The following is a 25,011-nucleotide window of genomic DNA, read 5'->3' as shown; positions in this document are numbered from 1 at the left end:
CACCCACGCAACCGATTTGTCGCTAGGGGCGCTGGTCGGGTTTGCCGAATTGCTCGTGCCGGCCGAGGGAGCGCAGGTGGAACCATTCGCGCAGGCCGGCCGGGTCGCGGCGGGTGACGAGGAAGAACCAGGAGAAGCGGACCCATTCCTGGGGCAGCAGCTTGCGCATGCCGGGCTGGGACATCAGGTACCCGCGGTTGCGATAGGTGAAGTACCGCTTGATCGGGTCGTCCGGGTACTGGGTGTGCATGCGCCCGCCGAGGATCGGCTTGAATTCGGCGGCGCCGTTGGGGTGCAGGTACGCGGTCTGCAGACAGGTACCGAAGGGCAGCCCGGAGCGGACCAGCCTGCGGTGCACCTCGACCTCGTCGCCCCGCACGAACAGGCGCAGGTCGGGCACGCCGATCACATCGACGGCCTTGGCGGAGATCAGGGCGCCGTTGAAGAGCGAAGCGATGCCCGGCAGGAAGTCCTCGTCGCCGAGTTCGGAACGCAGCCGCCGCCAGACCACCCCGCGGCGCAGCGGGAAGGCGAGCTGGTCGGGTTCGTTGATGTCGCAGACCACCGGCGACACCTCGACGAGCCCGTGCCGCTGCGCGCAATCCAGCAGGGTGGCAAGGACTTCCGGCCCTTCGGGGCGGCCGTCGTCGTCGGCAAGCCAGACCCAGTCCGCGCCGAGACTCAGCGCGTGCAGCATGCCGAGCGCGAAACCGCCCGCGCCGCCGAGGTTGTGCGCCGAGCCGAGGTAGGTGGACTCGATCGGCTGATCGCGCACCAGGTCGGCGACCTCGGACTCGTTGGCATTATCGATCACGATCAGGTGATCGACCGGACGAGCTTGGGAGGCAATAACTTTCAGCGATTCAGCGAGCAGCTCGCGGCGCTTGTGGGTGACCACGACGGCCACGATGCGAGCCTCGGGCCCGGTCCCCGTTGGCGCGTACGTCTCGGCTGCACTGGAGCTCGGCTCACTCATGCCTTGTTCCGCTCCAGTTCTTGTTCGGTTCCCACGGTCTGTTCGGCTTCTAATTCGCGTTCGGCCGCCAGCTCTCGCAACACGGTCGCGACGTGATTGCCCGCGTCCGGACCTTCGTACGCGCGCACCACTTCTTCGATACCGCCGCGCTGCCGGATCCGTCCGTGATCGATCCACAGCGCGGAATCGCAGAGTTGCGCGAGAAATTCGTTGGAATGGCTGGCGAATACCAGGATGCCCGATCGAGCCACCAATTTCTGCAGGCGCAGCCGGGCCTTCTTCATGAATTCGGCGTCCACCGCGCCGATGCCCTCGTCCAGCAGCAGGATCTCCGGGTCGATCGAGGTCACCACGCCCATCGCCAGGCGTACCCGCATGCCCGTCGAATAGGTGCGCAGCGGCATGTACAGGTATTCCTCGAGATCGGTGAAATCGGCGATCTCGTCCATCTTGGCCAGCATGGACTTGCGCGTCTGCCCGAGGAAAAGGCCGCGGATGATGATGTTCTCGTAGCCGGAGATCTCCGGGTCCATGCCGACCCCGAGGTCGAAGACCGGCGCGACCCGGCCGCGGATGCGGGCGCTGCCCCTGGTGGGTTCGTAAATGCCCGCGAGCAGCCGCAGCAGGGTCGATTTGCCCGCGCCGTTGTGCCCGACCAGGCCGACGCGGTCGCCTTCCTTCAGCGACAAGGTGATGTCGTTCAACGCCTCGACGACAACGACATCGGATTGGTTGCGCCCGATCGCGCCGCCCGCCTTGCCGAGGAACGCTTTCTTCAGCGACCGCGACTTGGCGTCGAAGATCGGGAATTCGACCCAGGCGTGGCGGGTTTCGATACTCACATGGTCGGTCATCGATCCCCTCCTAAACCCAGTACGGCACGCGCGAGCGGAACTGCTTCATCGCGAAGATCGCCACCAGCCAGCCGACCACGGTGATCGAGCCGACGATCACCCAGTGATACAGATGCTGGTCCTCGCCGAGCAAGGGTGCGCGAATGATCTCCAGATAGTGGAACGTCGGGACGATCTCGGCCAGCTTCGCGCGGTCACCGACCGCACCACCCTGCGACGTCAGGCTTTTCGTGCTCCACATCACCGGGGTCAGCACGAACAGCATCAGCGTCAGGCTGCCGAGAATCGGCGCGATATCGCGGTATCGGGTGCTGAAGATGCCGAACACGATCGATACCCACATCGCGTTGAGGAAGAGCAGCCCGAGCCCGGGAATGGCGAGAATCGCGGTCCATTGCAGTTTCTCCCAGACACCGAACACGACGAGCACCACGAAATAGATCACCAGATTGTGCGCGAAGAACAGCAGCTGCCGCCAGACCAGGCGATAGACGTGCACGCTCAACGCCGAGGGCAACTGTTTGATCAGCCCCTCGTTGGCGATGAATACATCGGCACCCTCGAGAATGCTCGCGTTGATCACATTCCAGACGATGATGCCGATCGCCACATAGGGCAGGTAGTCCTTGATCGGCTGGTTCAGTAGCGCGGAGTACAGCAGGCCGATCGCCGCGGCCTGCACACCGGTCGCGATGGTGATCCAGAACGGCCCGAGCACCGAGCGCCGGTACCGCTGTTTGATGTCCTGCCAGCCGAGCGACAACCATAGTTCCCGCTGCCCGAAACCGACGCGGAAGTCCTTGAACGCCCGCCGGTAGGTCAGCGAATCCGACGGGAGCGGTTCGGTATCCACGGGTTCGGCGAGCGCGGTCGCCGTCGAGGTCTCGCTTGGGGTCACCTGATCCTCTTCCGCCGCGCTGTCATCGGCGCGCACCGCGCTGTCGTCGGAGGGATCGTCCTCCGAGCGCACGGATTCATCTGAGCTGTCATCTGAACGCACTGAGCTCTCTTCAGGACGCCCCGAACCCATGTCCGAGTCGGGGCGGGCGGCAGCGGCGGGCACGGTGCTCGACACTACCCTTGGATATTCCTATCGACCCGCGTGGACGCGGGTCAGCACCTCACAGATACTGCCCGGAGCCGCCGGTCACATGGTTGGCCGGACCGCCGCGGGGATCGCCCGCGTGGATGCCGGGCGGCAGCGCGCCCTGGCGCATCTGCTCCAGTTGTTGCCGCGCGGCCATCTGCTGCGCGAACAGCGCGGTCTGGATGCCGTGGAACAGGCCCTCCAGCCAGCCGACCAGTTGCGCCTGCGCGATCCGCAGCTCGGCGTCGGACGGAATCTCCTCGTCGGTGAACGGCAGCGTGAGCCGCTCGAGCTCGGCGCGCAGTTCCGGGGCCAGGCCCTGTTCCAGCTCGCGCACCGACGACTTGTGGATCTCCTTCAGCCTGGCCCGGCTCGCGTCGTCGAGCGGAGCCGCGCGCACCTCTTCGAGCAGCTGCTTGATCATGGTGCCGATGCGCATGACCTTCGCGGGCTGCTCGACCATGTCCGCGAGCGATTCGCCGGCATCGTCCCTGTCGTCCGACTCGTCCTTCTTGTCCTCGTCGGTCACCACCTGCGCGGTGAAGGGCGCGTCCGCCGCGGCCTCCGCCGGGATGACCAACGGGCGGCCGTCCGGTCCGACAACGACGATGTGGTCCGGGGCCTCATCCGATTGCGTCATGGTCCCTATCATGTCGCGTCGTTCCCGAACGCGCTAAGCCGGTGTTCACCGGTCTGTGGATAACCGGCTGCGACCAGGTTGCTCCGGTACTCTTGGAGCGCTTGCGAGCGTGAATGCCCGAGGCCGCGCATGGCGACCCGGTGGCGTTCTATTCTGTTCGGGTCGTGTGGTTCGGATTTGCTGAAAGTCGGTTGCCATGCTGAGTCCCAGGTCGCTGTGCCCCCGCTATGAAGCGGAGGGGAACGCGGTTACACAGGCTCGCCCGCTGCCCTTAGAGTGGCCAACATGACTTACGACGTCGCGAGGGTTCGGGGCCTGATACCGTCCCTCGGCGACGGCTGGATTCATCTCGACCCGCAAGCGGGCATGCTGGTGCCCGATGCGGTATCTCGCGCCGTCTCAACAGGATTCCGAACTTCGTCTTTTTCGCATATCGGTCGCAATGGTGCCGCGGTGCGCAGCGCCGCCATTCTGGACGCGGCCCGCGAGGCGGTGGCGGATCTGGTCGGCGGCGATCCGGCGGGCGTTGTGCTCGGCCCGGATCGGGCCGTGCTGCTCGCCTGGCTGGCCGAGTCGTTGAGCTCGCGGCTCGGGCTCGGCACCGGCATCGTGTTGTCCCGGCTGGATGACGAGGCGAATGTCGCTCCGTGGTTGCGGATCGCCAACAGGTACGGCGCGCACGTGCGCTGGGCCGAGGTGGAGATCGAAACCTGCGAGATGCCGTCCTGGCAGTTCGAGGAGTTGATCGGGCCCACCGCGCGCCTGGTCGCGCTCACCGCCGCCTCGCCGATCGTCGGCTCCGCGCCCGCGGTCCGGGTGGCCGCCGACCGGGTGCACGAGGTGGGCGGCCTGCTCGTCGCGGACGCGTTCGGCGCCGCGCCCTACGCACTCATCGACATCGACGAACTCAACGCCGACGTGGTCGCGCTCAGCGCGCCCGCCTGGGGCGGCCCGCAGATCGGCGCGCTGGTATTCCGCGATCCGGCCTTCCTCGACCGGATTCCGTCGATGTCGTTGAACCCGTACGCCAAGGGCGCCGAGCGGCTCGAGGTCGGCGGTCACCAATACGCCCTGCTCGCCGGGCTGACCACCTCGATCGACTTCCTCGCCGGACTCGACGAGCGGGCCCGTGGCAGCAGGCGCCAGCGGCTGGAAATGTCGATCACCTCGCTGCAGGACTACCACGATCAGCTGTTCGAGCACCTGATGGATGTGCTGGACAAGATCCCGAACCTGACCGTGATCGGCCGCGCCTCCACCCGAATCCCCACCGTCAGTTTCACTCTCGCGGGCATGCAGGCCGAGAAGGTCGCCGCCAAGCTCGCCGACAACCGCATCGGCACGCTCAGCGGAGTACACGGCGGCAGCCGCCTGCTGGACGCGCTCGGCGTCAACGACGAAGGCGGCGCGGTCACCATCGGCCTGGCTCCCTACACCACCAAGTTCGAAATCGACCAGCTCGGCCGCGCCCTCGCCGCCTTGGAGTAGGTCCCCCGCGCTCGGATGTCACTCCCGCGCAATGAATCTCCTGCCGCGCTCGAAATAGTCGGCAATTCACTGCGCGCCATGTCAATTCGTGCGCGGCACCGAGATCGCTGCCGTGCCGACTTGTTCGCGGCAGGGCCCGTGTGTCGCGCATCGATTCTCGTGCGGCTGGCAATGTGGTGCGCGCCAGGCTGATTCGTGCGCGGTCAGAGATCCTGTACGCGCAGCACGACTTTGCCGAAGGCTTCGCCGGATTCCAGCAGCCGGTGCGCCTCGCCCGCCTCGGCGATCGGCACTTCCGCGTGAATGACCGGTGCGACGGCGCCGTCGGCGACCAACGGCCACAGGTTGCGGCGCACGTCGGCGATGATCTCGGCCTTGCTGCCGTGTCCGGTGGCCGGGCGGTTGCGCACGTTGGTGGCGTGCACGGTACCCCACTTACGCAGCAGCGCAGCGACATTCAGCTCACCGTTGACGCCGCCCTGCATACCGATGATCACCAGGTGCCCGAAATTCGCCAGTGCGTCGACATTGCGGGACAGGTAGACCGCGCCCATGTTGTCGAAGATGACGTCGGCGCCGCCCTCGGCCCGCACCGCGTCGACGAAATCGTCCTCGCGGTAATTGATCAGCACGCTCGCGCCGAGTTCCTTGCACCGCGCCAACTTGTCGGCCGAGCCCGCGGTGACCGCGACCCGAGCGCCGAGGCCGCGCGCCACCTGGATGGCATGGGTGCCGATCCCGCTGCCGCCGCCGTGGATCAACAGCAGCTGGCCCGACCGCAGCCCCGCCGTCATCACCAGGTTCGACCAGACCGTCGCCGCCACCTCGGGCAGCCCGGCGGCCGCGCCAAGGTCGAGGCCCTCCGGTACCGGCAGCAGCTGCGTGGCGGGCGCGACCACCTTTTCGGCGTAACCGCCGCCGGACAGCAGCGCGCACACCCGATCCCCGACCTGCCAGTCGTGCACGCCGTCGCCGAGCTCGGCGATCACACCGGAACACTCCAGGCCGATCACCTCGCTGGCGCCTGGCGGCGGCGGGTACAGCCCTTGACGTTGCATCAGGTCGGCCCGGTTCACCCCGGCGGCGGCCACCTCGATCAGCACCTCGCCATGCCCCGGCACCGGATCCGGAGCGTCCGCCCACACCATCGCGTCGGGCCCGGTGGAACCATTCACCTTGATCGCACGCACGAACTCCATACTGCCCCCGGACACCCCGCCGCGAACCGCGGGCCCCTCGCGAGCGCACCGTCCGATCCGGTCCGCCGCCTTCGGCCGACTGATACGTCTTTCCCCACAGCGCGTTTCCGCAGTTGGGAGCGACATAGAATGAGGGGCGTGCATTCCGAACCGAGCAGTCCCGTGGCAGCCGAGCCGAGGTGGCTCACGCCGGCGCAGCAACGGGCCTGGCGGGCCTATATGGACGGGCACCAGCGTCTGATGGCCACCTTGAACCGGCAGTTACAGCGCGACAGCGATCTGAGCGTCGCCGAATACCGCATCCTGGTGCTGCTGTCCGAAGCCCCCGGTCGCGCGCTGCGGATGAGCGAGCTAGCCGACGGCGTGCTCTCCTCGCGGAGCCGCCTCACCCACCAGATCCGCCGCCTGGAAGGCGAGCGCATGGTGCGCCGCAACACCTGCCTCGAGGATGGCCGCGGCGTCCTCGCAGAGCTCACCGACGAGGGCCTGCGCCGCCTCGAAGCCGCCGCCCCCGGCCACGTCGAGGCCGTCCGCCGCGACTTCGTCGACCTGCTCACCCCGCACCAGCTCGAAGTCATCGCCGAAGTCTTCGCCCGCATCGATCAGGAAATCGGAACGCGACCCGCCTGAGCCGTCCGCTACCATCGTGGACTGAGGAGACGTGGCAGAGCGGCCGAATGCACTCGCCTTGAAAGCGAGCGTCGAGAGATCGACCGGGGGTTCAAATCCCTCCGTCTCCGCTTGGTAGACCGCAGGTCGGGCCGGTTTTTGCGAACCGAACCCGGTCCTGCGGTTGCTCGTTGAATGGCTTTGTGGCGATGGAACCCGTTGTGCTCGAAGCCATTACCGGGCAGGATCCGGTCGTGTGATGAACAGACGAATCCATGGATCCATCCTGCTCGCCGCGTCCGTCGCGGCCGTGACATTCGCGCCCTTCACCGCCGCACCGGCTTTCGCGGCGGCACCGTTCAAGGCTCCCGAGGTCACCTTCGAAGTCACCGCGCCGGGAACGGTCACGGCGACACTGCACAACACGAACGATCGCGGCCAGTGCTGGGCCGAAGCGGGCGTCGGCCCCGAGAAGAACCACGTCTTCTTCGGCGAGGGCAAGCTGGAGTCACTGGCCCAGCCCGGCCAGACGATCAAGACCTCGTTGACCGGCCTCGAGCCGGGGTCCACCATCACCGCGCGGGGCGGGTGTGCCGACACCACCCCTGCGGGCGGATACGAGTTGGGTGCTCCGGTCGACATCGTCGTCACCCCTGCCGCCAAGCCGCCGACCGGCAGCTTCGGGGGCTGACCGCCGTGACGAGTGGCGCGGGCCGCGCGGTGCCCACCGCCGATCCTCGCGCCGCTCGTCGGCGCTCGACTACTGCCAAAAGATGGCAGTGCACTGCCGAAAAGGGCAGTGCTGCTGGCGATTTCAATTTCTCGTGGATACAGTCGATGGCAGGGGGATACAACCACATTCTGGGGAGGATCCATGAACATGCTTCGTAAGAAAATGCCGTTCGTCATTGTCGCGGCGGCGGCCATCGCCGGTTCGCTGGCGCTCGCGGCGCCGAACGCCACCGCATATCCCACCGAGATGGCATGTGTTGAAGCCGGTTTGGGCTGGCACGCATGGGACGGGCCCGGATACAGCGGTCAAGAATATGTGTGCGACTACAGCGAAGCCCAAGGCTTCCACTGGCAGCCTATCTAGACCATTCGGTCAATTCGTTAGTGGTTGACGACACCAGGTTCGGGGTGACGGGTAGGGGGATGTGTCTCCCCGCCCGTTGCTATTCCAGGGGATGTGTCCCAGCGTGTTTGTCTCCCGCGCCGCCGGGTAACCGGCCGTCGACTGGGAGGTGCCACATGACGGAAGCGCGAAGCGGGCCACCGGCGGAGACACGGTCGGTCGGCGAATTGGTCAACGACGCTACCGAGCAGATCAGCAGGCTGATTCGCGACGAGCTTCAGCTTGCCAGGCTCGAAGTACAGAAAAAGGGCAAGCTGATCGGGCGCGGAGCCGGGCTTGCCGGGGCCGGGGCGCTGCTGGCGTTCTACGGCGGCGCGGCCTTGATCGCCGCGGCGATATTCGCGCTGGCGATACCGCTAGCTGCCTGGGCCGCGGCGCTGATCGTAGGTGGGGTGCTGCTTGTCATCGGTGCCGCGCTGGCCTTCCTGGGAAAGAAAGACGTCCAGGAGGCCGTTCCGCCGGTGCCGCAGGAGGCGGCTGCGGGCGTCAAACGCGACATCGAAACCATCAAGGACGGGAGACACCGATGAGCGACGAGGCACGCCACGCTGCCGACAAAGCAACAGCTGCCGACAAGCCGATCGTGAGCGGGCCGATCGACGAGGAGGCGTTGCGCACGGATCGTGATGCGACCAGGGAGCAGCTCGGGCAAACGGTTTCGGAGTTGACCGACAAGCTGGACGTCAAGGGCCGGGCCGAGGACAAACTGCAGGATGCCACCAACGCCGCGCGGGAAAAGGCCACGGAGACAGTCGAAGCCGCCGCCGAGAAGACCGCTCGAGCCAAGGCGGCCGCGAGCCGGAAGACGGCCGAGACCAAGGCTGCCGTCGGTAAGAAGGCTGCCGCGACCAAGCAGGCCGCAACCGAGAAGGCCGGCCAGTCAAAGGAATCCGTGACTCACCTGGCCGCGGAGGCGAAGGACACCACGAACCGCAAGGCGGCGGAGGCCAAGCAGGTTGCCCGCGAACTGGCCGACAAAGCCGAGGCAGCAACACCCGAGCCGGTGGCCGAACGCGGCAGGCAGGCCGCTGACGTGGCTCGTAAACAGCCGGCCGCGGTTGCCGGTGCGGCGGTGCTCGCCGCACTCATCGTCTGGTGGATACTGCGTCGGCGGCAGTCGTGAAAACGCTGTACAAGCCGCTCGGCCTGCTGGTCAGCGTCGTCGGTGGCCTTGCGGCCAATGCCGCGTTCATCCGCGTGTGGCGCACGATCAGTGGGGAGGACCACGCCCCGGCCGCCACCGCCAAGAACTACACCTGGGGTGAGGTCCTGATCGCCGCGGCTCTCCAAGGCGCCATCTTCGGCTTGGTCAAAGCCGCGATAGACCGCGCTGGTGCGACCGGCTACCAGTCCCTGACCGGTACCTGGCCCGAATAGTGGGGTTCATTGGTCCGAGTCCCCGCTGAAATCCCGGCGGACGAAGTTGGGCCGGATATCGAGATCCGGCGGGTCGTAGTACCGATGGAAGGTCGGCGTCAGCCCCGAGGAGATCGGCGGGTTGATCCAGCTCCAGTCGGTGGGGCAGGTGCGACCGGCGTCCTCTTCTCGTTTCACGTGATCGCAGAACTGCTTGGCCACCGTGTGGTGGTCGACGATGTACACCCCCGCCTTGCGAAAGCTGTGCAGCACCGCGCGATTGAGCTCGACCAGGGCCGAATCGCGCCACAGGTTGCGCTCGGATCGAGTGTCCAGGCACATCATTTCGGCGATCAGCGGCAGCATGTTGTAGCGATTGGTGTCGCTGAGATTGCGCGCGCCGATCTCCGCGCCCATGTACCAGCCGTTGAACGGCGCGAACGGGTAAGTGACGCCGCCGACTTCGAGATTCATGTTGGAGACCGCGGGCAGCGCGTGCCAGCGCAGGCCGAGTCCGGCGAACCACTCGAATTCCGGATGCTCCAGCTCCACCTCCCTGGCCAGCTCCGGCGGAACGTCGAACCAGCGGATCGGCTCGTCCGGTGTGCTGATCAGTAGCGGCAGCATATCGAATGGTGTTCTGGCACCGCGCCATCCGAGCTTCGTCGCGAATTCGGTGAGCACCACATTGGCCGCGTCACCGGTGACCGTGCCGTCGCCGTTGCGGTAGCCCGCGTACCGGATGAGCTGCGGGCTGACGATCCGGAATTCGCGCCCGTCGGGCTGTCTCGACGGCCCGACCGTGATCATCGATTGGATGGCACCGCCATTGGTGGCCAGCTGCAGGTGCTGCCAGCAGACCTCGGCCAGCTGACGCGCGGACCGCACGTGCCGCGCGTCGAGCAATTTCAAGGAGCGCCAATGTTTTCGGCCGACGCAGCGGGCGTGGTTGCGCCAGGCGAGCTTGGCCCCGATCAGGATCTCTTCGGCGGTCTGCAGGTAGCCGCCGGTTTGTTCGAGTTGCTCCAGTGCGCTACGGCGGCGTTGCGGCGAGAGGTGTGCCAATTCCGGCGTGCGGAAGAATTCGTCGCACTCACGGAGCCGCCGTTTCAGGTCGGTGCTGAAAGGCTTTGTGTCAGGGGAAGTTTCGAGCGGTGTTACAGGTAACACAGGATTCACGGTTTTCTCCGGTCGGGCATCGGTACTGCGGTGAAACAGACAAGTTCGAGCGGGAGAATTCGCGTAGGCGCGCGGCCGACACCGGCACTCGTCGGCGGCCCGCGGCGGCGGGGGATAACAGTGATGCCGCGAAATAGCTTCGGCTCCAAGGGGAGTGCGCTGCCATCGGGTATTTCGCGACTCCGTACCGAACGGCCTGCCCGCTTGCCGTGGCTACGCGCAGTGAAGTGACCTCGGTGCCGATGGTGTGGATCTGCGATCATGCTCGTCCTTGTTCATGCCCGGAGGAGACCCGGAGAGTAGCGTACGGCGAGTGTGCTGGCAGTGTGCCCAGATTCGCTGGATTTGCTGTGTCGGCCCAAGTCGGCGGATCGAAATCGGGTGTCGTCGAGCCCCATTGACGCCTCGCGGCGTTCCGATAGGCAGAGTTTGCTGTGCGTGAGCTGGCAGTCGCCGTGCTTGGCCAACGGCGCCTGACGCGGAAATGCCCGGATTGATGTTCGGACGAATCGGTCGGCTGATGGAACGGGTGATCTCGGCTACACCGATGACGAGCCCGCGATGCCCACCAGTTGGGATCGCCCTCGCAGCGTGCTCGCTCGCGGCAACCCAACGGTGCTGGCAGTGCCGAATTTGGGCCCCGCCGAAGCTCAAACGTGGCCCTGGTCACATATTATGGCGACCCGCTATGGCCGGGCGATTGATCTGCGCATTTCTGGCAGGATGGTCGCATGCTGTCTCGGCGCAGGGTGCGGCGCTGGGTTTCCAGCGTCTTGGTCAGCGCGGCACTGGTTTCCGGTGCTGTGGCGTTCGGCGCTCCCCAGTTGTCCGCAGCCCCCACTGATCCCTCCAAACCAAGCTCCGGCTCCGCGGACGGCCCAGCCCCGGCCGAGCCGACCACGGACCGACCGGCCAAACCGGTGATCGACCGCATCGAACCGATCAACGATCGGTGGCTGCGGGTCTTCGTCGAATCACCCGCCATGAGCCGCACCGTCGAGGTGCAGGTGCTGCTGCCACGGGACACGTCCAGACCGCGGCCGACCGTCTACATGCTCGACGGTCGCAGCGCCAACCCGACCAGTAACAACTGGACCGACCTCGGCCACGCCGACCGCTTCTTCGAGGACAAAGACGTCAACGTGGTGCTCACCGTCGGCGGCCCGGCCAGCTTCTACACCGATTGGAAGAAGCCGGATCCGGTGCTCGGCACCAACATGTGGGACACCTTCCTGGCCCGCGAGCTGCCGCCGCTGATCGACGCGAGGTTCAAGGGCAACGGACGCAACGCCGTAATGGGTGTCTCCATGGGCGCCGAGGCCGCGATGATGCTGTCCGTCCGGCACCCGCAGCTCTACACCGCGATCGCGGCGCACAGCGGCTGCTTCTCCATGGGCACCGACCTCGGCCAGGCGCAAGCCAGGGCCGTGATCGCCACCTACCAGGGCGAGCCGGACAACATGTTCGGCGCGCAGGACGATCCGGCCTGGCTCGACCACGACGTCACGCTGCACGCGGAAGCGTTGCGCGGCAAGACGATCTACATGTCCGTCGGCAGCGGGGTGCCCGGCATCCACGACGTGCCGGGGGAGCCCGACGTCGACGTGGCCACCGCCATCAGCTTCGGCGGCCCGCTGGAGGCCGCGACCAATGCCTGCACCCGCAGGCTCACCGATCGGCTTCGCGCCCTCGGCGTCCCGGTGACCGCGGACTTCCGGGCGACCGGAACCCACTCGTGGCCCTATTGGGCCGACGAGTTGGTCCAGTCGTGGCCGGTCGTCGCGGGTGCCCTCGGCGTCTGAGGGCTAGCCCAGGAAGCGTTCGAGCACCGCCGGATCGGTGGCGAAGCTCAGGAACAGGTCGTTCTCGTGCGGATCGCCAGTGGTGATGCGCACCCCGTCGGTGCCGTAGGGGCGAACGAGCACGCCGGCCTCGGCACTCGCTTCGCCGAACTCGGCGCTGCGCTCGCCCAACGGCAGCCAGACGAAGTTGGTCTCACTCGGCGGAACTACATAGCCCGCCGCGAGCAGGGCGTCGCGCACGCGATCGCGTTCGACCACGAGCGAGTGGGTGCGATCCAGCAATTCGTGCCGCGCGTCCAGCGAGGCGATCGCCGCGGCCTGCGCGATCCGGTTGACGCTGAACGGGATGTGCACCTTCATCAGCGCCGTGATCACCGCCGGATCGCCCACCGCGTATCCGGCGCGCAGCCCGGCCAGCCCGTATGCCTTCGAGAAGGTGCGCAGCACAACGACATTGGGTCGGGTGCGGCCGAGCTCGATGCCGTTCGGGAAGTCCTCCTCGGCCAGCCGCATGTACTCGAAGTACGCCTCGTCCAGCACCACGAGCACCCGCTCGGGCACCGCGTCGAGGAAGCGGGTCAGTTCGGCCGTGCCGACCGCGGTGCCGGTCGGGTTGTTCGGGTTGCAGACGAAGATCAGCTTGGTCCGATCGGTGACCGCCGCGGCCATCGCGTCCAGGTCGTGCCGGTAGCCCGGGGCGAGCGGCACCTGAACGGCGGTCGCGTTGCCCACCTTGGTGACGATCGGATAGGCCTCGAACGAGCGCCAGGCGAACAGCACCTCGTCGGTCGGCGCGTCACAGGTGATCTGCACCAGTTCCTGGCACAGCGCGACACTGCCGCAGCCCACCGCGACATTCGCCTGCGTGACACCTAGGAAATCGGCCAGCGCGGCGCGCAATTCGAGCGCCTGGTTGTCCGGATACCGGTTGGCCAGCTCAGCCGCCTCGGCGATCGCCTTGGCGGCCGCGGGTAGCGGGCCGAAGGTCGTCTCGTTGCTGGCGAGCTTGACCGCGCCGGGATGGTCGCGGCCTGGGACGTACGCCGGAATCGAATCGAGGTCCGGCCGGGTAGACGCTGTCACATACCAACCATAGGTGGCGTGCCGCAAAGCCTTGCGTGCGTACCGGAAATTCTGTGGCCGATACGCCCTCAACAGCAATTTCTACCGAAGATCAGCAAGTCGCCCTACGCTGGATTCATGTCGGGCACCTACAACGACCTAGCCCCCCTGCGCCGCGACGACCCGTCGCCCGAACCCGCGACCGATTCGATACCCCGGGCCGCCGATACCCAGGTGCCCATCATCGTGGTCGAACCCGAGGGCAATGCCCGCGGCGGGATCGTGATGCTGCACGAATCCCGCGAGTTCACCGGTGCGCTGCTGGCCCTGATGAGCGCGCTGGCCTCGGAGGGCTGGACGGTGGTCGCGCCCAACCTGTTCCATCGGACGAGTCGCGAGTCGGTCGTGGAGGTGTTCGGCGACGAACTCTTCGACGACTTCGATGCCTGCTTCGACTGGCTGACCCGGCAGGGTGTGTTCCCCGACACCATCGGGGTGCTCGGCTTCGACTCCGCTGGCACCGCCGCGTTCCTGGTCGCCACCAACCGTCCGGTCGGCGCGGCGGTCAGCGTCGCGGCGCCCGGCATCATCGAGCCGCTCACCGACCAGGCCGACGCCCTCGTCCGGGTGGCCCCACACCTGCAGGCTCCCTGGCTCGGCCTGTTCGGCAGCGACGACCCGGCCACCCCGCCGGTCGAGGTCGAGCGACTGCGCGACGCGACCGGCCGCGCCGCCGTGGCAAGCCTGGTCGTCAGCTACCCAGGCCTGCGCCACCGAGCCGACCATCAGGCCACCGAGGACGACTACGGTCTGGTCGACTCACAGACCCGGATTTTCGACTGGTTCGACAGCAACTTACGCTGATAACCAGCCGTTTTGCGATCTGGACAACGGCTACTGTAATCTTCATGCTCGGCGGTTCGAAAGGACCGGTGCCCTCGAAAGAGAAGGCTCCAGGAGGCGTGCCAGAGCGGCCGAATGGGACTCACTGCTAATGAGTTGTCCCTTCACCGGGACCGGAGGTTCAAATCCTCTCGCCTCCGCCACAACCCGGGCAACCGGTAACACAACTGAATTACTATGCGGCTGTAGCTCAACGGATAGAGCATCTGACTACGGATCAGAAGGTTGGGGGTTCGAATCCCTTCAGCCGCACAAGATGAAAGCCTCGGCAGTTAACTGCCGAGGCTTTCATCATTTCGCGGGCGTCTTGAAAACCGTGGTGCTCTAGGGGATTGGGTTATCGCGGGGCGGTCCTGAAGGCTCTCCGGTAGGCGCCTGGTGTGGTGCCGAGGGCGCTGAGGAAGCGTCTGCGGAGGTTGGTGGCGGAGGAGAGGCCGACGCGGCGGGCGACGGCATCCACGGGTAGGTCCGAGGTTTCCAGTAGTTCCCGGGCCACGGCGATTCGCTGGGCAAGTAACCATTGGCCGGGGCCGATGCCGAGTTGGTCGGTGAACCGGCGGGCGAGTGTACGGGCCGAGACGGCGGCCTGCGCGGCCAGATCCTCGACGGTGAGCGGTTCGCCGAGCCGTGCGGTCACCCACTCCAGCAGCGGCGCCAGCGAGCCATCGATCTGAACGGGATGTGGCGGTGCCGCGTACTGCAACTGGCCGCCCTCGCGATGCGGCGGCATGACCATGCTCCGCGCGACCTGCGCGGCGTACCGGGCCCCATGATCGGTGCGGACCAGGTGCAGGCACAGGTCGATGCCCGCGCCCGCGCCGGCACTGGTGGCCAGGTCGCCGTGATCGACGTAGAGCACATCCCGGTCGACGGACACGGCGGGGAAGCGTTCGGCCAGTTCGTCTGCGCTGGCCCAGTGCGTGGTCACCCGGCGCCCGTCCAACAGGCCGGTGTGCGCCAGCGCGAAGACCCCGGAGCAGATGCTGACCAGCCGCGCGCCGCGGGCGTGCGCGCGGCGCAGGGACTGGATGACGGCCGGTGCGGGTGCCTCCTCGGTGGGCAACCACCCGGGGATGATCACGGTGTCCGCCCGGTCGAGCGCGTCGAGTCCGTCGGTTACGAACATGGCGTATCCGGCGTACGTCTCGACGGGCCCGGGGTGCTCGGTGCACACGCCGAATGAATAGCGCGTCGGAAGTCCGCCTCGCTCGATGCCGAACACCTCTGCCGCGCAACTGAGTTCGAAGGTCGACTGCGGCGGATGGACAAGCGCGACAACTCGATGCATGGCAGAAAAGTACCCCGAGATGTCATCTCTGACACTCGGCCGGGGCACCGTACTCGGGGAGGCTGGCTGCATGACCACAGACTTGAACATGGTCGGCTATGAATGGTCGGCCGCGCAGGACGCCCCGGTTCGCGAGCTCTTCCCCGGTATCCGCTCCCGCTCGTTATGGCTCGGGGGCAATGGCGCGAAGGCGTATGTCCTCGAAATGGACCCGGATACCTGTTGGCAGGGAATCGATGTACACGAACCGGGGCCAGAGGAGGTCTTCGTGGTCGCGGGGGTGTTCAACGACGGCGTAAGGGACTATCCGGCGGGCTCCTTCATCCATGCCCCCGCCGGTTCCTCGCACATCCCGCAGACAAAGGCCGGGTGCACACTGTTCGTCTTCTATCCCGAGGGCTGAGCGCTACCGCCACGGGGCTCGCCGAGAGGGAAACCTCTCGAATTTCGCTGAGCGCGGCGTTTCGCCGGATACGTTCTCCGCCCATTACTTCCAGGCGGGGAGGGCGGGCAGGTCGCCGATCAGGTCGGCTCCGTCGGAACGGCCGAGTAGCCAGGCGGCGAGGGCGGCGGCCGGGCCGGAGATGGTGTTGGCAGGGGAGTCGGCGCCGACGATGCCGGTGAAGTCGGTGTCGGTGGCGCGGAGTGCGAAGCCTGGAACGGGTTCCGTTGCGGCGGAGGTGATTCGGTTCATATCGACGGTCGCCTGGCCGAGGATGCGGGCGACGAACGGCGCGGGCCAATCGGCCGGGGTGTATCCGGCGTTCAGGTCCACGTGGTGAATCTCCACCTCCTGCAACCGCATCCACCGCACTTCGCTTGCCGGGATCGGACGCCCCTGGCGGGTGCGAACTTCCGCGTGCCAGGTGTCCTCGGTCAGCGAATTCGCCAGCGCCAGCCAGCGTTTCGTGGCGGCCTCGTTGTCCACGAGTTGCTCCGCGGCGGGCCGAGGGGCACCGGCTTCGATGTCGAAGTCGCGCAGGTACATGCTCGCGTACTGCGGGATTTCCACCCGGGTGTGCGCCCACAGCAGCAGATTCAGCAGGCTGTCGGCATTGCGAGCGAGATGCGCGAGCACATGCCCCCGGCTCCAGCCCGGCAACAGCGACGGTTCGGCCACCTCGCTGTCGCCCAGCTTGCGCATGGTGTCGAGGAGGTGATCGGTCGCGTCGGCGAGGGTGTCGAGTGAGACGGGATCCGGAGCAGCACTTGTCACAGCTGCGACCCTAGCGACACCGGCCACACCCCGCCGAACTTCGTTATGATCAGCAGGACCTGGCCGCGCGGCTGCTCGCCGCCAACGGCGTCGGCTTTCCCTGGTCTGTTCGCTGCCGCCGGTGACCGAGGCAGTGGTGCCGCTCACCGGACCCGCCAAGGATCGGCACCGAATTGTCATCTGCGCGTCGGCCAGCAGTCGGATCGGCACGGTAGGCAGTCCCAGTGAAAGCTCATTCTCGTCCTCGCGTCACCGCCGTCGCCGTCCTCTGTGCCGGTGTATTGGCCGCAAGCTGCTCCTCGTCGGACTCGGCCGCGGACTTCACCGCGACGATGGACCAGCCGCTGGTGATCTCGCTGGATGACCTGCTCGCCAAGACGGGTGGCAGCGCCGCCGTCCACATCGCCGATCCGGAGCACGGCAAGCTGAGCCGTCGCACCGACGGCGCGCTCGTCTACACCCCCGACGCCGGTTATATGGGATCCGACAGCTTCAAGGTGACCACCACCGACGCGGTGCGCCTCTACACCACCGCCATTCCGCCGATCGGCGAGTTCGGCGGAACAACGGTGCAGGGCAGCGGTTTCGGCTCGGCCTGGACGCCGGTGCCGGGCAGCAAGGACGAGTTCTACGGGCTGACCGACCGCGGCCCGAACGTGGACGGCCCTGGCAAGAACGAGAAGCTGTCGCCGACACCGAGTTTCGTGCCTAAGATCGGCCGGTTCAAGCTGATCGGCACCCGCGCGGTGCTGCAGTCCAGCCTCGATCTGCACAGCGCGGCAGGTGTCCCGTTCAACGGTCAGGTCGACGTTTCCGCGAATACCGGCGAAACCATCAAAGACCTCGCCGGAAACGTGTTGCCGCCCACCGATCACGGCCTCGATCCGGAAGGCCTGGTCGCACTGCCCGACGGCACCTTCTGGGTGTCCGACGAATACGGCCCGTTCCTGGTGCATTTCGACGCCAAGGGTGGCGAAATCGAGCGTCTGGCTCCGGGATCCGGCCTGCCCAAGGAGCTTTCGCTGCGCACCCCCAACCAGGGCATGGAGGGCCTGACCGTTACGCCGGACGGCGGCACCCTCGTCGGCGTGGTGCAGAGCGCGCTGAACACGCCAGGCCTCAACGGATCCGCCAAGGATGTGCCGCTGACCCGCATCGTCACGGTGGACCTGAAGACGAAGGCGCAGAAGGAATTCGTGGTTCCGTTGGAGAACCCGAAGAGCAACAAGGTCGCCGACTCGGAGATCACCGCGCTGAGCGCGACCACCTTCCTGATCGACGAACGCGACGGAAACCTGGCGCCCAAGGCGGACAAGAAGCTGTGGACCGTCGACATCGCCAACGCCACCGACGTCGGCCCCGACTCGAAGGTGCCTGGCGCGCACTACGATCCGGAGCACGGCGGCCTCCAGATCGACGGCAAGCCGCTGGAGACAGTGGTCGGCACGGCCTCGACCACCGATGGCGTCGCCGCGCTGACCAAGGCGGGCATCACACCGGCGGCCAAGCCGAAGAACCTCGACTTCGCTGGCCTCGTCAAGAACCTCGACGCCGACGGTAAGTTCTTCGGCCACGACAAGATCGAGGGTGTCGCGACTTTGGACGGCGGCAAGACGCTCTACATCTCGAACGACAGCGACTTCGGCCTCGCCGGTAGTAAAGGCGAGCGACCGCCGTTCGAGCTGAAGCCCAAGACACTGCCCAACGGCGTGCAGGACACCGGCGAGATCCTCTTCGTCGACACCACCAAGCTGCCCGCGAAGACCGACGACCACAACATCAAGTTGAACGTGAAATAGCTAGTCGCCCGGGTCGATCCATTCCCGGCCTTCCAGGATCACCGCCGCGGCCAACGTGATCAGCCACAGCGACATCGAACCGACCTGGATCCGCTGGGCGATGCCGAGCGCGTAGTTGCCTGGCAGGTTGTCGGCGACCAGCATCCACACGGTCGCCGCCGACCCGACCACCAGCACGACCAGCCCGGCCTCGCGCAGGATCCGCCAGCGGTGATAGCGGAACGCGGCCAGGCTGAACGCGAAGGTGGCGACGGCGATCGAGGTGACCGCGATGGTGCTCGACAGTGCGTGCGGCTGGTGCAGTTGCGGGAAAAGCTCGCTGCCGCCGCCGCACGCATTGTCGCCAGCGGTGCAGTCCTTCAAGGGCAGCAACACGTCGGCGATCGTCGCCGCGCCGAAGCAGAACAGCGCGACCCAGCCGATCGTGGTGAACCGGCGGCGGGGGAACAGCAGCAGTCCGCCGATCGCGGCGGGGATCAGCAGTACCCCGACGATCTTGTCCGCGGTCGCGAACACCGCACGGTACGGCTTGCCTTCGGCGTCCAGCTCGCTGAGGAACGAGTTGACCGGGTCGACGTCGATCTTCAGCACGAACTCGAGCACCCAGGACGAGTAGCAGACTCCCGCGATCAGGATTGCCGCCGCGATCACCAGGGACGCCACCCGCACGCGCCGTTCGGCGATCTTTCGGCTATCTGTCACGGATCCATTCTCCTACCTGCCACTGGACCGATGATCAAACCGTAGGTCAGCGGGCGCGTGGAGTCATGGGATCACCCACTCGATGGGACCAAACACACGTCATTGCCAACCGGCGCACAGGCTCCTGTCAGGTTGAACCGACAGGCTGTCAGGGAAGCGTTCCCAAGGAGGTCCCCATGATCGGCTACGCAACAGCCGCCGCCGGAGTAGCCGTGATGGCGGTGATGGTGGCATCGAGCTACCTCGCGGCCCACGCGCCACGGACATTGGTCCGGGTCAAGTCCCGCCGCTAGCACCCGTCCTGAGCGCGGCCTGTACGCGATCGGCCGCGGCAACGGCGTCTTCGTGCTCCCATACCCGGATCACCCGCCAGCCCGCGTCGGTCAGCGCCGCATCGGTCGCGCGGTCCCGCGCCACGTTTCCGGCCAGCTTGGCGGCCCACCACTCCGCGTTGTTGCGCGGATCGGTCGCGTGCCGCGGGCAGCGATGCCAGAAACAGCCATCGACGTAGACCGCCACTTGTAGCCGAGGGAACACCAGATCGGCGCGCCGCCGCTGCCCGCGGATCGGCGCTCGATCGACGAAATACCGCAGCCCGCGCCGATGCAGTTCCCGGCGCAGCGCCAGTTCCGGCTTGGTCCCACTCCGCCGCTGTCGCGCCATCCGCGCGCTCGTCGCCGCGTCGGTGGTCGGGCGTCGGCTATCGCTGGGAAATCTTGGTGCGTCGTCGGGCGCGTCGCCAGACGGACCCGGCCGTTCGCTCATGCCGCCCAGCCGCCCATCCGATGCAGATGGCTCTCCACATCGTCGAGAAAGCCCGGCGGAAACCGCAGGCTTCCCATGCCGGTCCGCCGCAAGAATCCCGCGGTCGCCCGCGCCGAAAGCAGCCGCGAATCGGTGAGGAAATTCCGCAGATCCTCGTACGGCTCGTGCACCGGCCAGGTCGACACCGGAACACGGTAGGCCGTCCCCGCGTGCCCCCAAGCCGCCACCGGCCACGGTGTTCCCGGCGGTAATGGTTGGTCACCGGGGATCGGGTCGAGCGGCGCGGCCAGCCGGGACCCGACCCAGTCGGCCATCCGCACACTCACCGCGTTGCCGACCAGCTTCCACCGATGCCCCTGCCGGATGCCCGGCACCGTACCCGCGGGCGCGGTCCAATCCGGGGCGAAGCCCTGCAGCCGTTCCACGTCGACGAGGCCGGGCGTGACGATCTCCCCGGACGGCAGCCGCACCGCGGGCGGACTGGCGATGCCCAGCGCGGACCCGCCCTTCACCGTCGGCACCGCGTTCACGGCCCAGCCGAGCCCGCGCACGCCCTCGGTCCAGTAGAAACCGCACGGGTCGCGCTCGGCGTCTCCGACGATCCGCGGGCCCGCGTCGTCACCGAACAGCACCCCGCGCGGGTCCTCGGTCCTGGAGGCCAGCATCAGCACCCGCTGACGGCGCTGTGGCAGCCCGAACGCGCGCGCGTCCACCACCCGGTAAGCCCAGGTGTAGCCGAGCTCCTCCAGGGCCGTGGTGATGTGCCGCATCGCGGCGCCGCGACCGAGCTGCAGCATGAACGGCACGTTCTCGATCAGCAGCCAGCGCGGCCCGCGCTTGCGCCGCACCAGCCGGAAAACCTCGTCGACCAGGCCCGACCGCTTTCCGGTGATGCCTGCGGTGCGCCCGGCCTGGGACAGGTCCTGGCAGGGAAATCCGGCCGCGACCAACTCGGTGCCCGCCGGTAGCGCGCGCAGACTGGTGATGTCGGAATGCAGTGGTACATCAGGAAAACGGGCGCCGAGCACACCCTGCGCGCCCGCGTCGATCTCGCACAGCAGCTCGGTCTGCCAGCCGTTGTGGCCGAGGCCGAGCTCGAGCCCGCCGATTCCGGCGAACAGCCCGACCATCCGCGCGCCCGTCACCGACCGTCCCTTCCTCGCGTTCTCGGTCGAGACGCCGCCGACGTCGCCCCGTGCCCGGGGTGAGGTTACTCGAGTTGCCCGGTGCCGTCCGCGAACAATGCCATGACGGCGCGACGCAGCGCTCGCAACCGTGGCCTGGTACCGTCCGCGTGTCAGCATCATGATCGGTCTGCTGCTGCTCGATAATGCTTATCGGCCGATCGAGTTCGCGGCCCTGATGACAGGCTCGGCAGGCTGATCTGCCTGCGCTCCAGCGCTATACGCGCGGACGCCGCCCCACGTGTTAGGCGGCGCGTCCGCATGCGAAATGCAAATGCTCCACAAAGGTTTTGAGCTCGACAAATTTCTTAGTCGTCACGCTAGGGAAAGTGAGCGAACATGCAGATACCTTCGAAAAACAGGAGCTTTCCCAACGTTGTCGTGACCAGTCTGGCCGCGACGACCTCGATCGCGGGCGACGTCGACTCGACCTGGAAGGGCCTGCTCAACGGCGAGAGCGGCATCGACGTCCTGGAGGACAGCTTCATCGAGCAGTTCGAGCTGCCGGTCCGCATCGGCGGGCATCTGAAGGTCTCGCCCGCCGAGAGCCTCACCCGGGTCGAGGCGCGCACCCTGTCTTACGTGGAGCAGATGGCCACCGTGCTGTGCCGTGAGGTGTGGCGCAACGCGGGCAGCCCCGAGGTCGACAAGAACCGGCTCGGGGTCGCCATCGGCACCGGTCTAGGCGGCGGCGAATACATCATCGACGCGCGAGACCGCATCAAAAACGGTGGCTACCGCAAGATTTCGCCGCTGACCGTGCAGCGGATCATGCCGAACGGCTCGGCCGCCTGCGTCGGTATCGAGCTCGGCGCGGGCGCGGGCGTGGTCACCCCGGTGTCGGCCTGTTCGTCCGGCTCGGAGGCGATCGCCAACGCCTGGCAGATGATCGTGATGGGTGACGCCGACATGGTCGTCACCGGCGGCGTCGAGGGCTCCATCCAGGCGGTGCCGATCGCGGCGTTCACCATGATGCGCGCGATGAGCACCCGCAATCACGATCCGAAGAGCGCGTCGCGCCCGTTCGACAAGGACCGGGACGGCTTCGTGTTCGGCGAGGCGGGCGCGATGATGGTCATCGAGACCGAGGAGCACGCGAAGGCGCGCGGCGCGACGATCCACGCGCGAATCATGGGCGCCGGCATCACCTCCGACGCCTTCCACCTGGTCGCACCCGACCTGGAGGGTAAGGGTGCGGCGCGCGCGATGACCAGGGCCATCGAGAAGGCCGGGTTGACGAAAACCGATGTCACCCACGTGAACGCGCACGCCACCGCCACGCCGATCGGGGATACCGCTGAGGCGCAAGCCATTTCGTCGGCCGTGGGCAGCCACACCTCGGTCTACGCGCCGAAATCGGCGCTCGGGCATTCGATCGGCGCGGTCGGCGCGCTCGAGTCGGTGATCACCGTGCTCTCCATTCGCGACGGCATCGTTCCGCCGACGCTGAATTTGGACAATCAGGACCCGCAAATCGACCTCGACATCGTCAAGGGCCAGAGCAGGGCAGGTCGGATCGATTACGCCGTGAACAACTCGTTCGGTTTCGGCGGACACAACGTAGCGATCGCCTTCGGGCGGTACTGAGCGTCGGAAGGCTGCGCACCTGCTAGCCTTCCCGACGCTTCGTTATCGACCTGTGTTCGGTGTAACTGCACGGCCTGTGTGCGTGCTTTGGCAAAAGGATAAGGCGATGATCGACGAGACCTTCGACGACTATTTGGACGACCAGGGCAATATCAAAATCCGCGGTGACAAGACCCTGATCGACTTCGTCGACAAGCACAGCGCGGAGAATGGCGACGACCTCGCCTACCGCTATATCGACTATTCGCGGGAACGCGACGGCGAGTACCACGAGCTGACCTGGCGGCAGTTCGGTGTCCGGCTACGGGCCGTCGCGGCACGACTGCAGCAGGTCACCAAACCCGGTGACCGGGTGGCGGTGCTGGCACCGCAGGGGCTCGACTATGTCGTCTCCATTTTCGCGGCCGTCTACGCGGGCAATATCGCGGTACCGCTGTTCGACCCGGAGGAGCAGGGGCACACCGACCGGCTCACCGCGGTGCTCAGCGACTGCACCCCGGCGGCGATCCTCACGGTCGGCTCCGCGGCGGGCGGTGTGCGGAACTTCTTCCGGCATCTGCCCGCGGCGCAACGGCCGCGGATTATTGCGGTGGAAGCGATTCCGGACAGCGTCGGCGCGACGTGGGTGCGGCCCGATATCAATATCGACAGCGTGGCCTACCTGCAATACACCTCCGGTTCCACCAGAACGCCTGCGGGCGTGGAGATCACGCACCGGGCCGTCGGCACGAATCTGCTGCAGATGATCGATGCCATTGGTGTGAAAGAGAATTCGCGCGGAGTCACCTGGCTGCCGCTGTTCCACGACATGGGCCTGCTCTGCGTGATTCTGCCGACCGTCGGCGGCGGATTCATCACCATTATGTCGCCGAGCGCTTTCGTGCGCCGCCCCTATCGCTGGATCAAAGAACTGGCCGCCGCCTCCGACGGTGCCGGAACTTATGCCGCGGCACCGAATTTCGCCTTCGAACACGCCGCGGCGCGGGGCAAGCCGAAGCCGGGCGAAGAACTCGACCTGTCGAATGTGATCGGCCTGATCAACGGCAGCGAGCCGGTGTCGGTGTCGTCGATGAAGAAGTTCAACGACGCGTTCGCGCCGTATGGGCTGCCCAAGACGACGATCAAGCCCTGCTACGGCATGGCGGAGGCGACGCTGTTCGTGTCGGCGACCAAGGCCGAGGACGAGGCACGGGTGGTGTATGTCGATCGCGCCCAACTGAATTCGGGCCGGATGATCGAGGTCGAGCAGGGTGCCGAGAATTCGATCGCCCAAGTGTCCTGTGGCTATGTGGCGTTGTCGCAGTGGGCGACCATCGTCGATCCGGATACCGGCGTCGAGCGCGCGGACGGCGAGGTCGGCGAGATCTGGTTGCACGGCGAGAACATGGGCATCGGTTACTGGGGCAAGCCCGACGAGACCGTGGCCACCTTCCGTGCCAAACTGGCCGCCCGCCAGCCGACGGGCAGCCACGCACAGGGCACGCCCGAGGACGCCAATTGGATGCGCACCGGTGATTACGGCGCCTATCTCGACGGCGAGCTCTACATCACCGGCCGGGTGAAGGACCTGGTGATCGTCGACGGGCGCAACCACTACCCGCAGGACCTGGAGTTCTCGGCGCAGGAATCGAGCACGGCGCTGCGCCCCGGCTTCGTCGCGGCATTCTCGGTGCCCGCCAACGAACTTCCGGCGCTGGTGTTCGCGAAGGACAGTCACTCCGGCCTGAAGTTCGACGCCGACGACAATTCCGAGCAGCTGGTGATCGTCGCCGAGCGCAACACCGGCGCGGGCAAGCTCGAAACCGAGCCGATCGCGGATACCGTGCGGGCGGCCGTTTCGCAGCGGCACGGCGTCACGGTGCGCGACGTGCTGCTCGTGCCCGCAGGTTCGATTCCGCGTACCTCCAGCGGCAAGATCGCGCGTCGCGCCTGCCGTACCGCGTATCTGGACGGCACGCTGCGCGGTGGATACCAGCAGCAGGCCTTCCCGGACGCGCCGGTCGAGCGGGAGTCCGAGAGCGCGGGGATTCGTTAGCGCGGATCTCGTTCGAACATCCGAATGCACTGACCTCGGCGCCCACGACGTGGGCGCCGAGGTCGTTCTCGGTACCGCGCCGCCCTTGACCTCGAGGTAACTCGAGGTTGTTGGCTGTATAGATGGAAGTCGGCGGGACCTGCGA

25 protein-coding genes and 3 tRNA genes are annotated in these 25,011 nt (G+C 66.9%); 16 read left to right on the top strand and 12 right to left on the bottom strand.

Annotated features, from left to right (window positions below):
- Window positions 1-22 precede the first annotated feature (22 nt).
- From ACIBCN_RS13580 to ACIBCN_RS13565, 4 genes are all read right to left on the bottom strand, one after another.
- A complete protein-coding gene (locus tag ACIBCN_RS13580) occupies window positions 23-976 on the bottom strand; it encodes a glycosyltransferase (protein ID WP_396991787.1) in 954 nt (317 codons plus the stop codon).
- Entirely contained in the window at window positions 973-1,830 is an 858-nt protein-coding gene (locus tag ACIBCN_RS13575) for an ABC transporter ATP-binding protein (RefSeq protein WP_396991786.1), read from the bottom strand. Before ACIBCN_RS13575 ends, ACIBCN_RS13580 begins: the two co-directional genes overlap by 4 nt.
- Before the next feature lie 10 nt (window positions 1,831-1,840).
- Window positions 1,841-2,800: an ABC transporter permease gene (locus ACIBCN_RS13570; protein WP_396991785.1), complete on the bottom strand. Its 960-nt coding sequence runs from the start codon at window positions 2,798-2,800 to the stop codon at window positions 1,841-1,843.
- Between the two features lie 151 nt (window positions 2,801-2,951).
- On the bottom strand, window positions 2,952-3,557 hold the full coding sequence (locus ACIBCN_RS13565; RefSeq protein ID WP_396991784.1) for a bacterial proteasome activator family protein: 606 nt from the start codon (window positions 3,555-3,557) through the stop codon (window positions 2,952-2,954).
- A gap of 285 nt (window positions 3,558-3,842) precedes the next feature.
- On the opposite strand from ACIBCN_RS13565, the gene ACIBCN_RS13560 reads away from it, so the two are divergent.
- A complete protein-coding gene (locus tag ACIBCN_RS13560) occupies window positions 3,843-5,045 on the top strand; it encodes a cysteine desulfurase-like protein (protein WP_364726169.1) in 1,203 nt (400 codons plus the stop codon).
- A gap of 203 nt (window positions 5,046-5,248) precedes the next feature.
- Here the strand turns inward: ACIBCN_RS13560 and ACIBCN_RS13555 are convergent, their stop codons facing one another.
- Window positions 5,249-6,235, bottom strand: coding sequence for an NAD(P)H-quinone oxidoreductase (locus ACIBCN_RS13555; protein WP_396991783.1), 987 nt, complete (start codon window positions 6,233-6,235; stop codon window positions 5,249-5,251).
- A 138-nt stretch (window positions 6,236-6,373) separates the two neighbouring features.
- Between ACIBCN_RS13555 and ACIBCN_RS13550 the strand changes: the two genes are divergently transcribed.
- The 7 genes from ACIBCN_RS13550 to ACIBCN_RS13520 all read left to right on the top strand — a co-directional run bounded on the left by ACIBCN_RS13550 (window position 6,374) and on the right by ACIBCN_RS13520 (window position 9,365).
- Window positions 6,374-6,874: a MarR family winged helix-turn-helix transcriptional regulator gene (locus ACIBCN_RS13550; RefSeq protein ID WP_396991782.1), complete on the top strand. Its 501-nt coding sequence runs from the start codon at window positions 6,374-6,376 to the stop codon at window positions 6,872-6,874.
- 25 nt (window positions 6,875-6,899) lie between these two features.
- Window positions 6,900-6,984, top strand: a tRNA-Ser gene (locus tag ACIBCN_RS13545).
- 128 nt (window positions 6,985-7,112) lie between these two features.
- Window positions 7,113-7,544: a hypothetical protein gene (locus ACIBCN_RS13540; RefSeq protein WP_396991781.1), complete on the top strand. Its 432-nt coding sequence runs from the start codon at window positions 7,113-7,115 to the stop codon at window positions 7,542-7,544.
- Between the two features lie 183 nt (window positions 7,545-7,727).
- Complete coding sequence (locus tag ACIBCN_RS13535) at window positions 7,728-7,949, top strand: hypothetical protein (protein WP_396991780.1); 222 nt, start codon at window positions 7,728-7,730, stop codon at window positions 7,947-7,949.
- Window positions 7,950-8,104: 155 nt separating this feature from the next.
- A complete protein-coding gene (locus tag ACIBCN_RS13530) occupies window positions 8,105-8,518 on the top strand; it encodes a phage holin family protein (RefSeq protein WP_396991779.1) in 414 nt (137 codons plus the stop codon).
- Complete coding sequence (locus tag ACIBCN_RS13525; RefSeq protein WP_396991778.1) at window positions 8,515-9,111, top strand: DUF3618 domain-containing protein; 597 nt, start codon at window positions 8,515-8,517, stop codon at window positions 9,109-9,111. The genes ACIBCN_RS13530 and ACIBCN_RS13525 overlap by 4 nt, the downstream gene beginning before the upstream one ends.
- Entirely contained in the window at window positions 9,108-9,365 is a 258-nt protein-coding gene (locus ACIBCN_RS13520; protein WP_396991777.1) for a DUF4235 domain-containing protein, read from the top strand. Before ACIBCN_RS13525 ends, ACIBCN_RS13520 begins: the two co-directional genes overlap by 4 nt.
- A gap of 6 nt (window positions 9,366-9,371) precedes the next feature.
- Here ACIBCN_RS13520 and ACIBCN_RS13515 read toward each other — a convergent pair whose 3' ends face one another.
- Entirely contained in the window at window positions 9,372-10,457 is a 1,086-nt protein-coding gene (locus tag ACIBCN_RS13515; RefSeq protein WP_396991906.1) for a nitric oxide synthase oxygenase, read from the bottom strand.
- Between the two features lie 797 nt (window positions 10,458-11,254).
- Here ACIBCN_RS13515 and ACIBCN_RS13510 point away from each other — a divergent pair.
- Entirely contained in the window at window positions 11,255-12,325 is a 1,071-nt protein-coding gene (locus ACIBCN_RS13510) for an alpha/beta hydrolase (protein WP_396991776.1), read from the top strand.
- A 3-nt stretch (window positions 12,326-12,328) separates the two neighbouring features.
- Here the strand turns inward: ACIBCN_RS13510 and hisC are convergent, their stop codons facing one another.
- Entirely contained in the window at window positions 12,329-13,408 is a 1,080-nt protein-coding gene (gene hisC / locus ACIBCN_RS13505; protein WP_396991775.1) for a histidinol-phosphate transaminase, read from the bottom strand.
- Between the two features lie 117 nt (window positions 13,409-13,525).
- Here hisC and ACIBCN_RS13500 point away from each other — a divergent pair, with 117 nt between their 5' ends.
- From ACIBCN_RS13500 to ACIBCN_RS13490, 3 genes are all read left to right on the top strand, one after another.
- Window positions 13,526-14,251 (top strand): dienelactone hydrolase family protein, encoded by a 726-nt coding sequence (locus tag ACIBCN_RS13500; protein ID WP_396991774.1) that lies wholly within the window; start codon window positions 13,526-13,528, stop codon window positions 14,249-14,251.
- A 92-nt stretch (window positions 14,252-14,343) separates the two neighbouring features.
- A tRNA-Ser gene (locus ACIBCN_RS13495) sits at window positions 14,344-14,433 on the top strand.
- Window positions 14,434-14,469: 36 nt separating this feature from the next.
- Window positions 14,470-14,542 (top strand) — tRNA-Arg (locus tag ACIBCN_RS13490).
- Between the two features lie 85 nt (window positions 14,543-14,627).
- Here ACIBCN_RS13490 and ACIBCN_RS13485 read toward each other — a convergent pair.
- A complete protein-coding gene (locus ACIBCN_RS13485; protein WP_396991773.1) occupies window positions 14,628-15,578 on the bottom strand; it encodes a helix-turn-helix domain-containing protein in 951 nt (316 codons plus the stop codon).
- Window positions 15,579-15,648: 70 nt separating this feature from the next.
- Here ACIBCN_RS13485 and ACIBCN_RS13480 point away from each other — a divergent pair, with 70 nt between their 5' ends.
- Window positions 15,649-15,981: a cupin domain-containing protein gene (locus ACIBCN_RS13480; RefSeq protein WP_396991772.1), complete on the top strand. Its 333-nt coding sequence runs from the start codon at window positions 15,649-15,651 to the stop codon at window positions 15,979-15,981.
- Between the two features lie 84 nt (window positions 15,982-16,065).
- Here ACIBCN_RS13480 and ACIBCN_RS13475 read toward each other — a convergent pair whose 3' ends face one another.
- On the bottom strand, window positions 16,066-16,794 hold the full coding sequence (locus ACIBCN_RS13475; RefSeq protein ID WP_396991771.1) for a maleylpyruvate isomerase family mycothiol-dependent enzyme: 729 nt from the start codon (window positions 16,792-16,794) through the stop codon (window positions 16,066-16,068).
- 224 nt (window positions 16,795-17,018) lie between these two features.
- Here ACIBCN_RS13475 and ACIBCN_RS13470 point away from each other — a divergent pair, with 224 nt between their 5' ends.
- Entirely contained in the window at window positions 17,019-18,593 is a 1,575-nt protein-coding gene (locus ACIBCN_RS13470) for an esterase-like activity of phytase family protein (RefSeq protein ID WP_396991770.1), read from the top strand.
- Here the strand turns inward: ACIBCN_RS13470 and ACIBCN_RS13465 are convergent, their stop codons facing one another.
- The 3 genes from ACIBCN_RS13465 to ACIBCN_RS13455 form a co-directional block, all read right to left on the bottom strand.
- A complete protein-coding gene (locus tag ACIBCN_RS13465; protein ID WP_396991769.1) occupies window positions 18,594-19,295 on the bottom strand; it encodes a DUF998 domain-containing protein in 702 nt (233 codons plus the stop codon).
- A gap of 276 nt (window positions 19,296-19,571) precedes the next feature.
- Window positions 19,572-20,060, bottom strand: a complete 489-nt coding sequence (locus ACIBCN_RS13460) for a very short patch repair endonuclease (RefSeq protein WP_396991768.1) — start codon at window positions 20,058-20,060, stop codon at window positions 19,572-19,574.
- Entirely contained in the window at window positions 20,057-21,190 is a 1,134-nt protein-coding gene (locus ACIBCN_RS13455) for a DNA cytosine methyltransferase (protein ID WP_396991905.1), read from the bottom strand. The genes ACIBCN_RS13460 and ACIBCN_RS13455 overlap by 4 nt, the downstream gene beginning before the upstream one ends.
- A gap of 393 nt (window positions 21,191-21,583) precedes the next feature.
- Between ACIBCN_RS13455 and ACIBCN_RS13450 the strand changes: the two genes are divergently transcribed.
- Window positions 21,584-22,831 carry a KasA/KasB family beta-ketoacyl-ACP synthase gene (locus tag ACIBCN_RS13450; protein ID WP_396991767.1) on the top strand — a complete coding sequence of 416 codons (1,248 nt, stop codon included), beginning with the start codon at window positions 21,584-21,586 and terminating at the stop codon, window positions 22,829-22,831.
- A gap of 106 nt (window positions 22,832-22,937) precedes the next feature.
- Window positions 22,938-24,866 (top strand): long-chain-fatty-acid--AMP ligase FadD32, encoded by a 1,929-nt coding sequence (gene fadD32 / locus ACIBCN_RS13445; protein ID WP_396991766.1) that lies wholly within the window; start codon window positions 22,938-22,940, stop codon window positions 24,864-24,866.
- Window positions 24,867-25,011 lie beyond the last annotated feature (145 nt).

Origin of the sequence: Nocardia sp. NPDC051052, assembly GCF_044456045.1 — a bacterium.
Taxonomy (GTDB): domain Bacteria; phylum Actinomycetota; class Actinomycetes; order Mycobacteriales; family Mycobacteriaceae; genus Nocardia.
The sequence above is the reverse complement of the archived record's forward strand: the minus strand, read 5'-3'. Positions and strand labels throughout refer to the sequence as shown.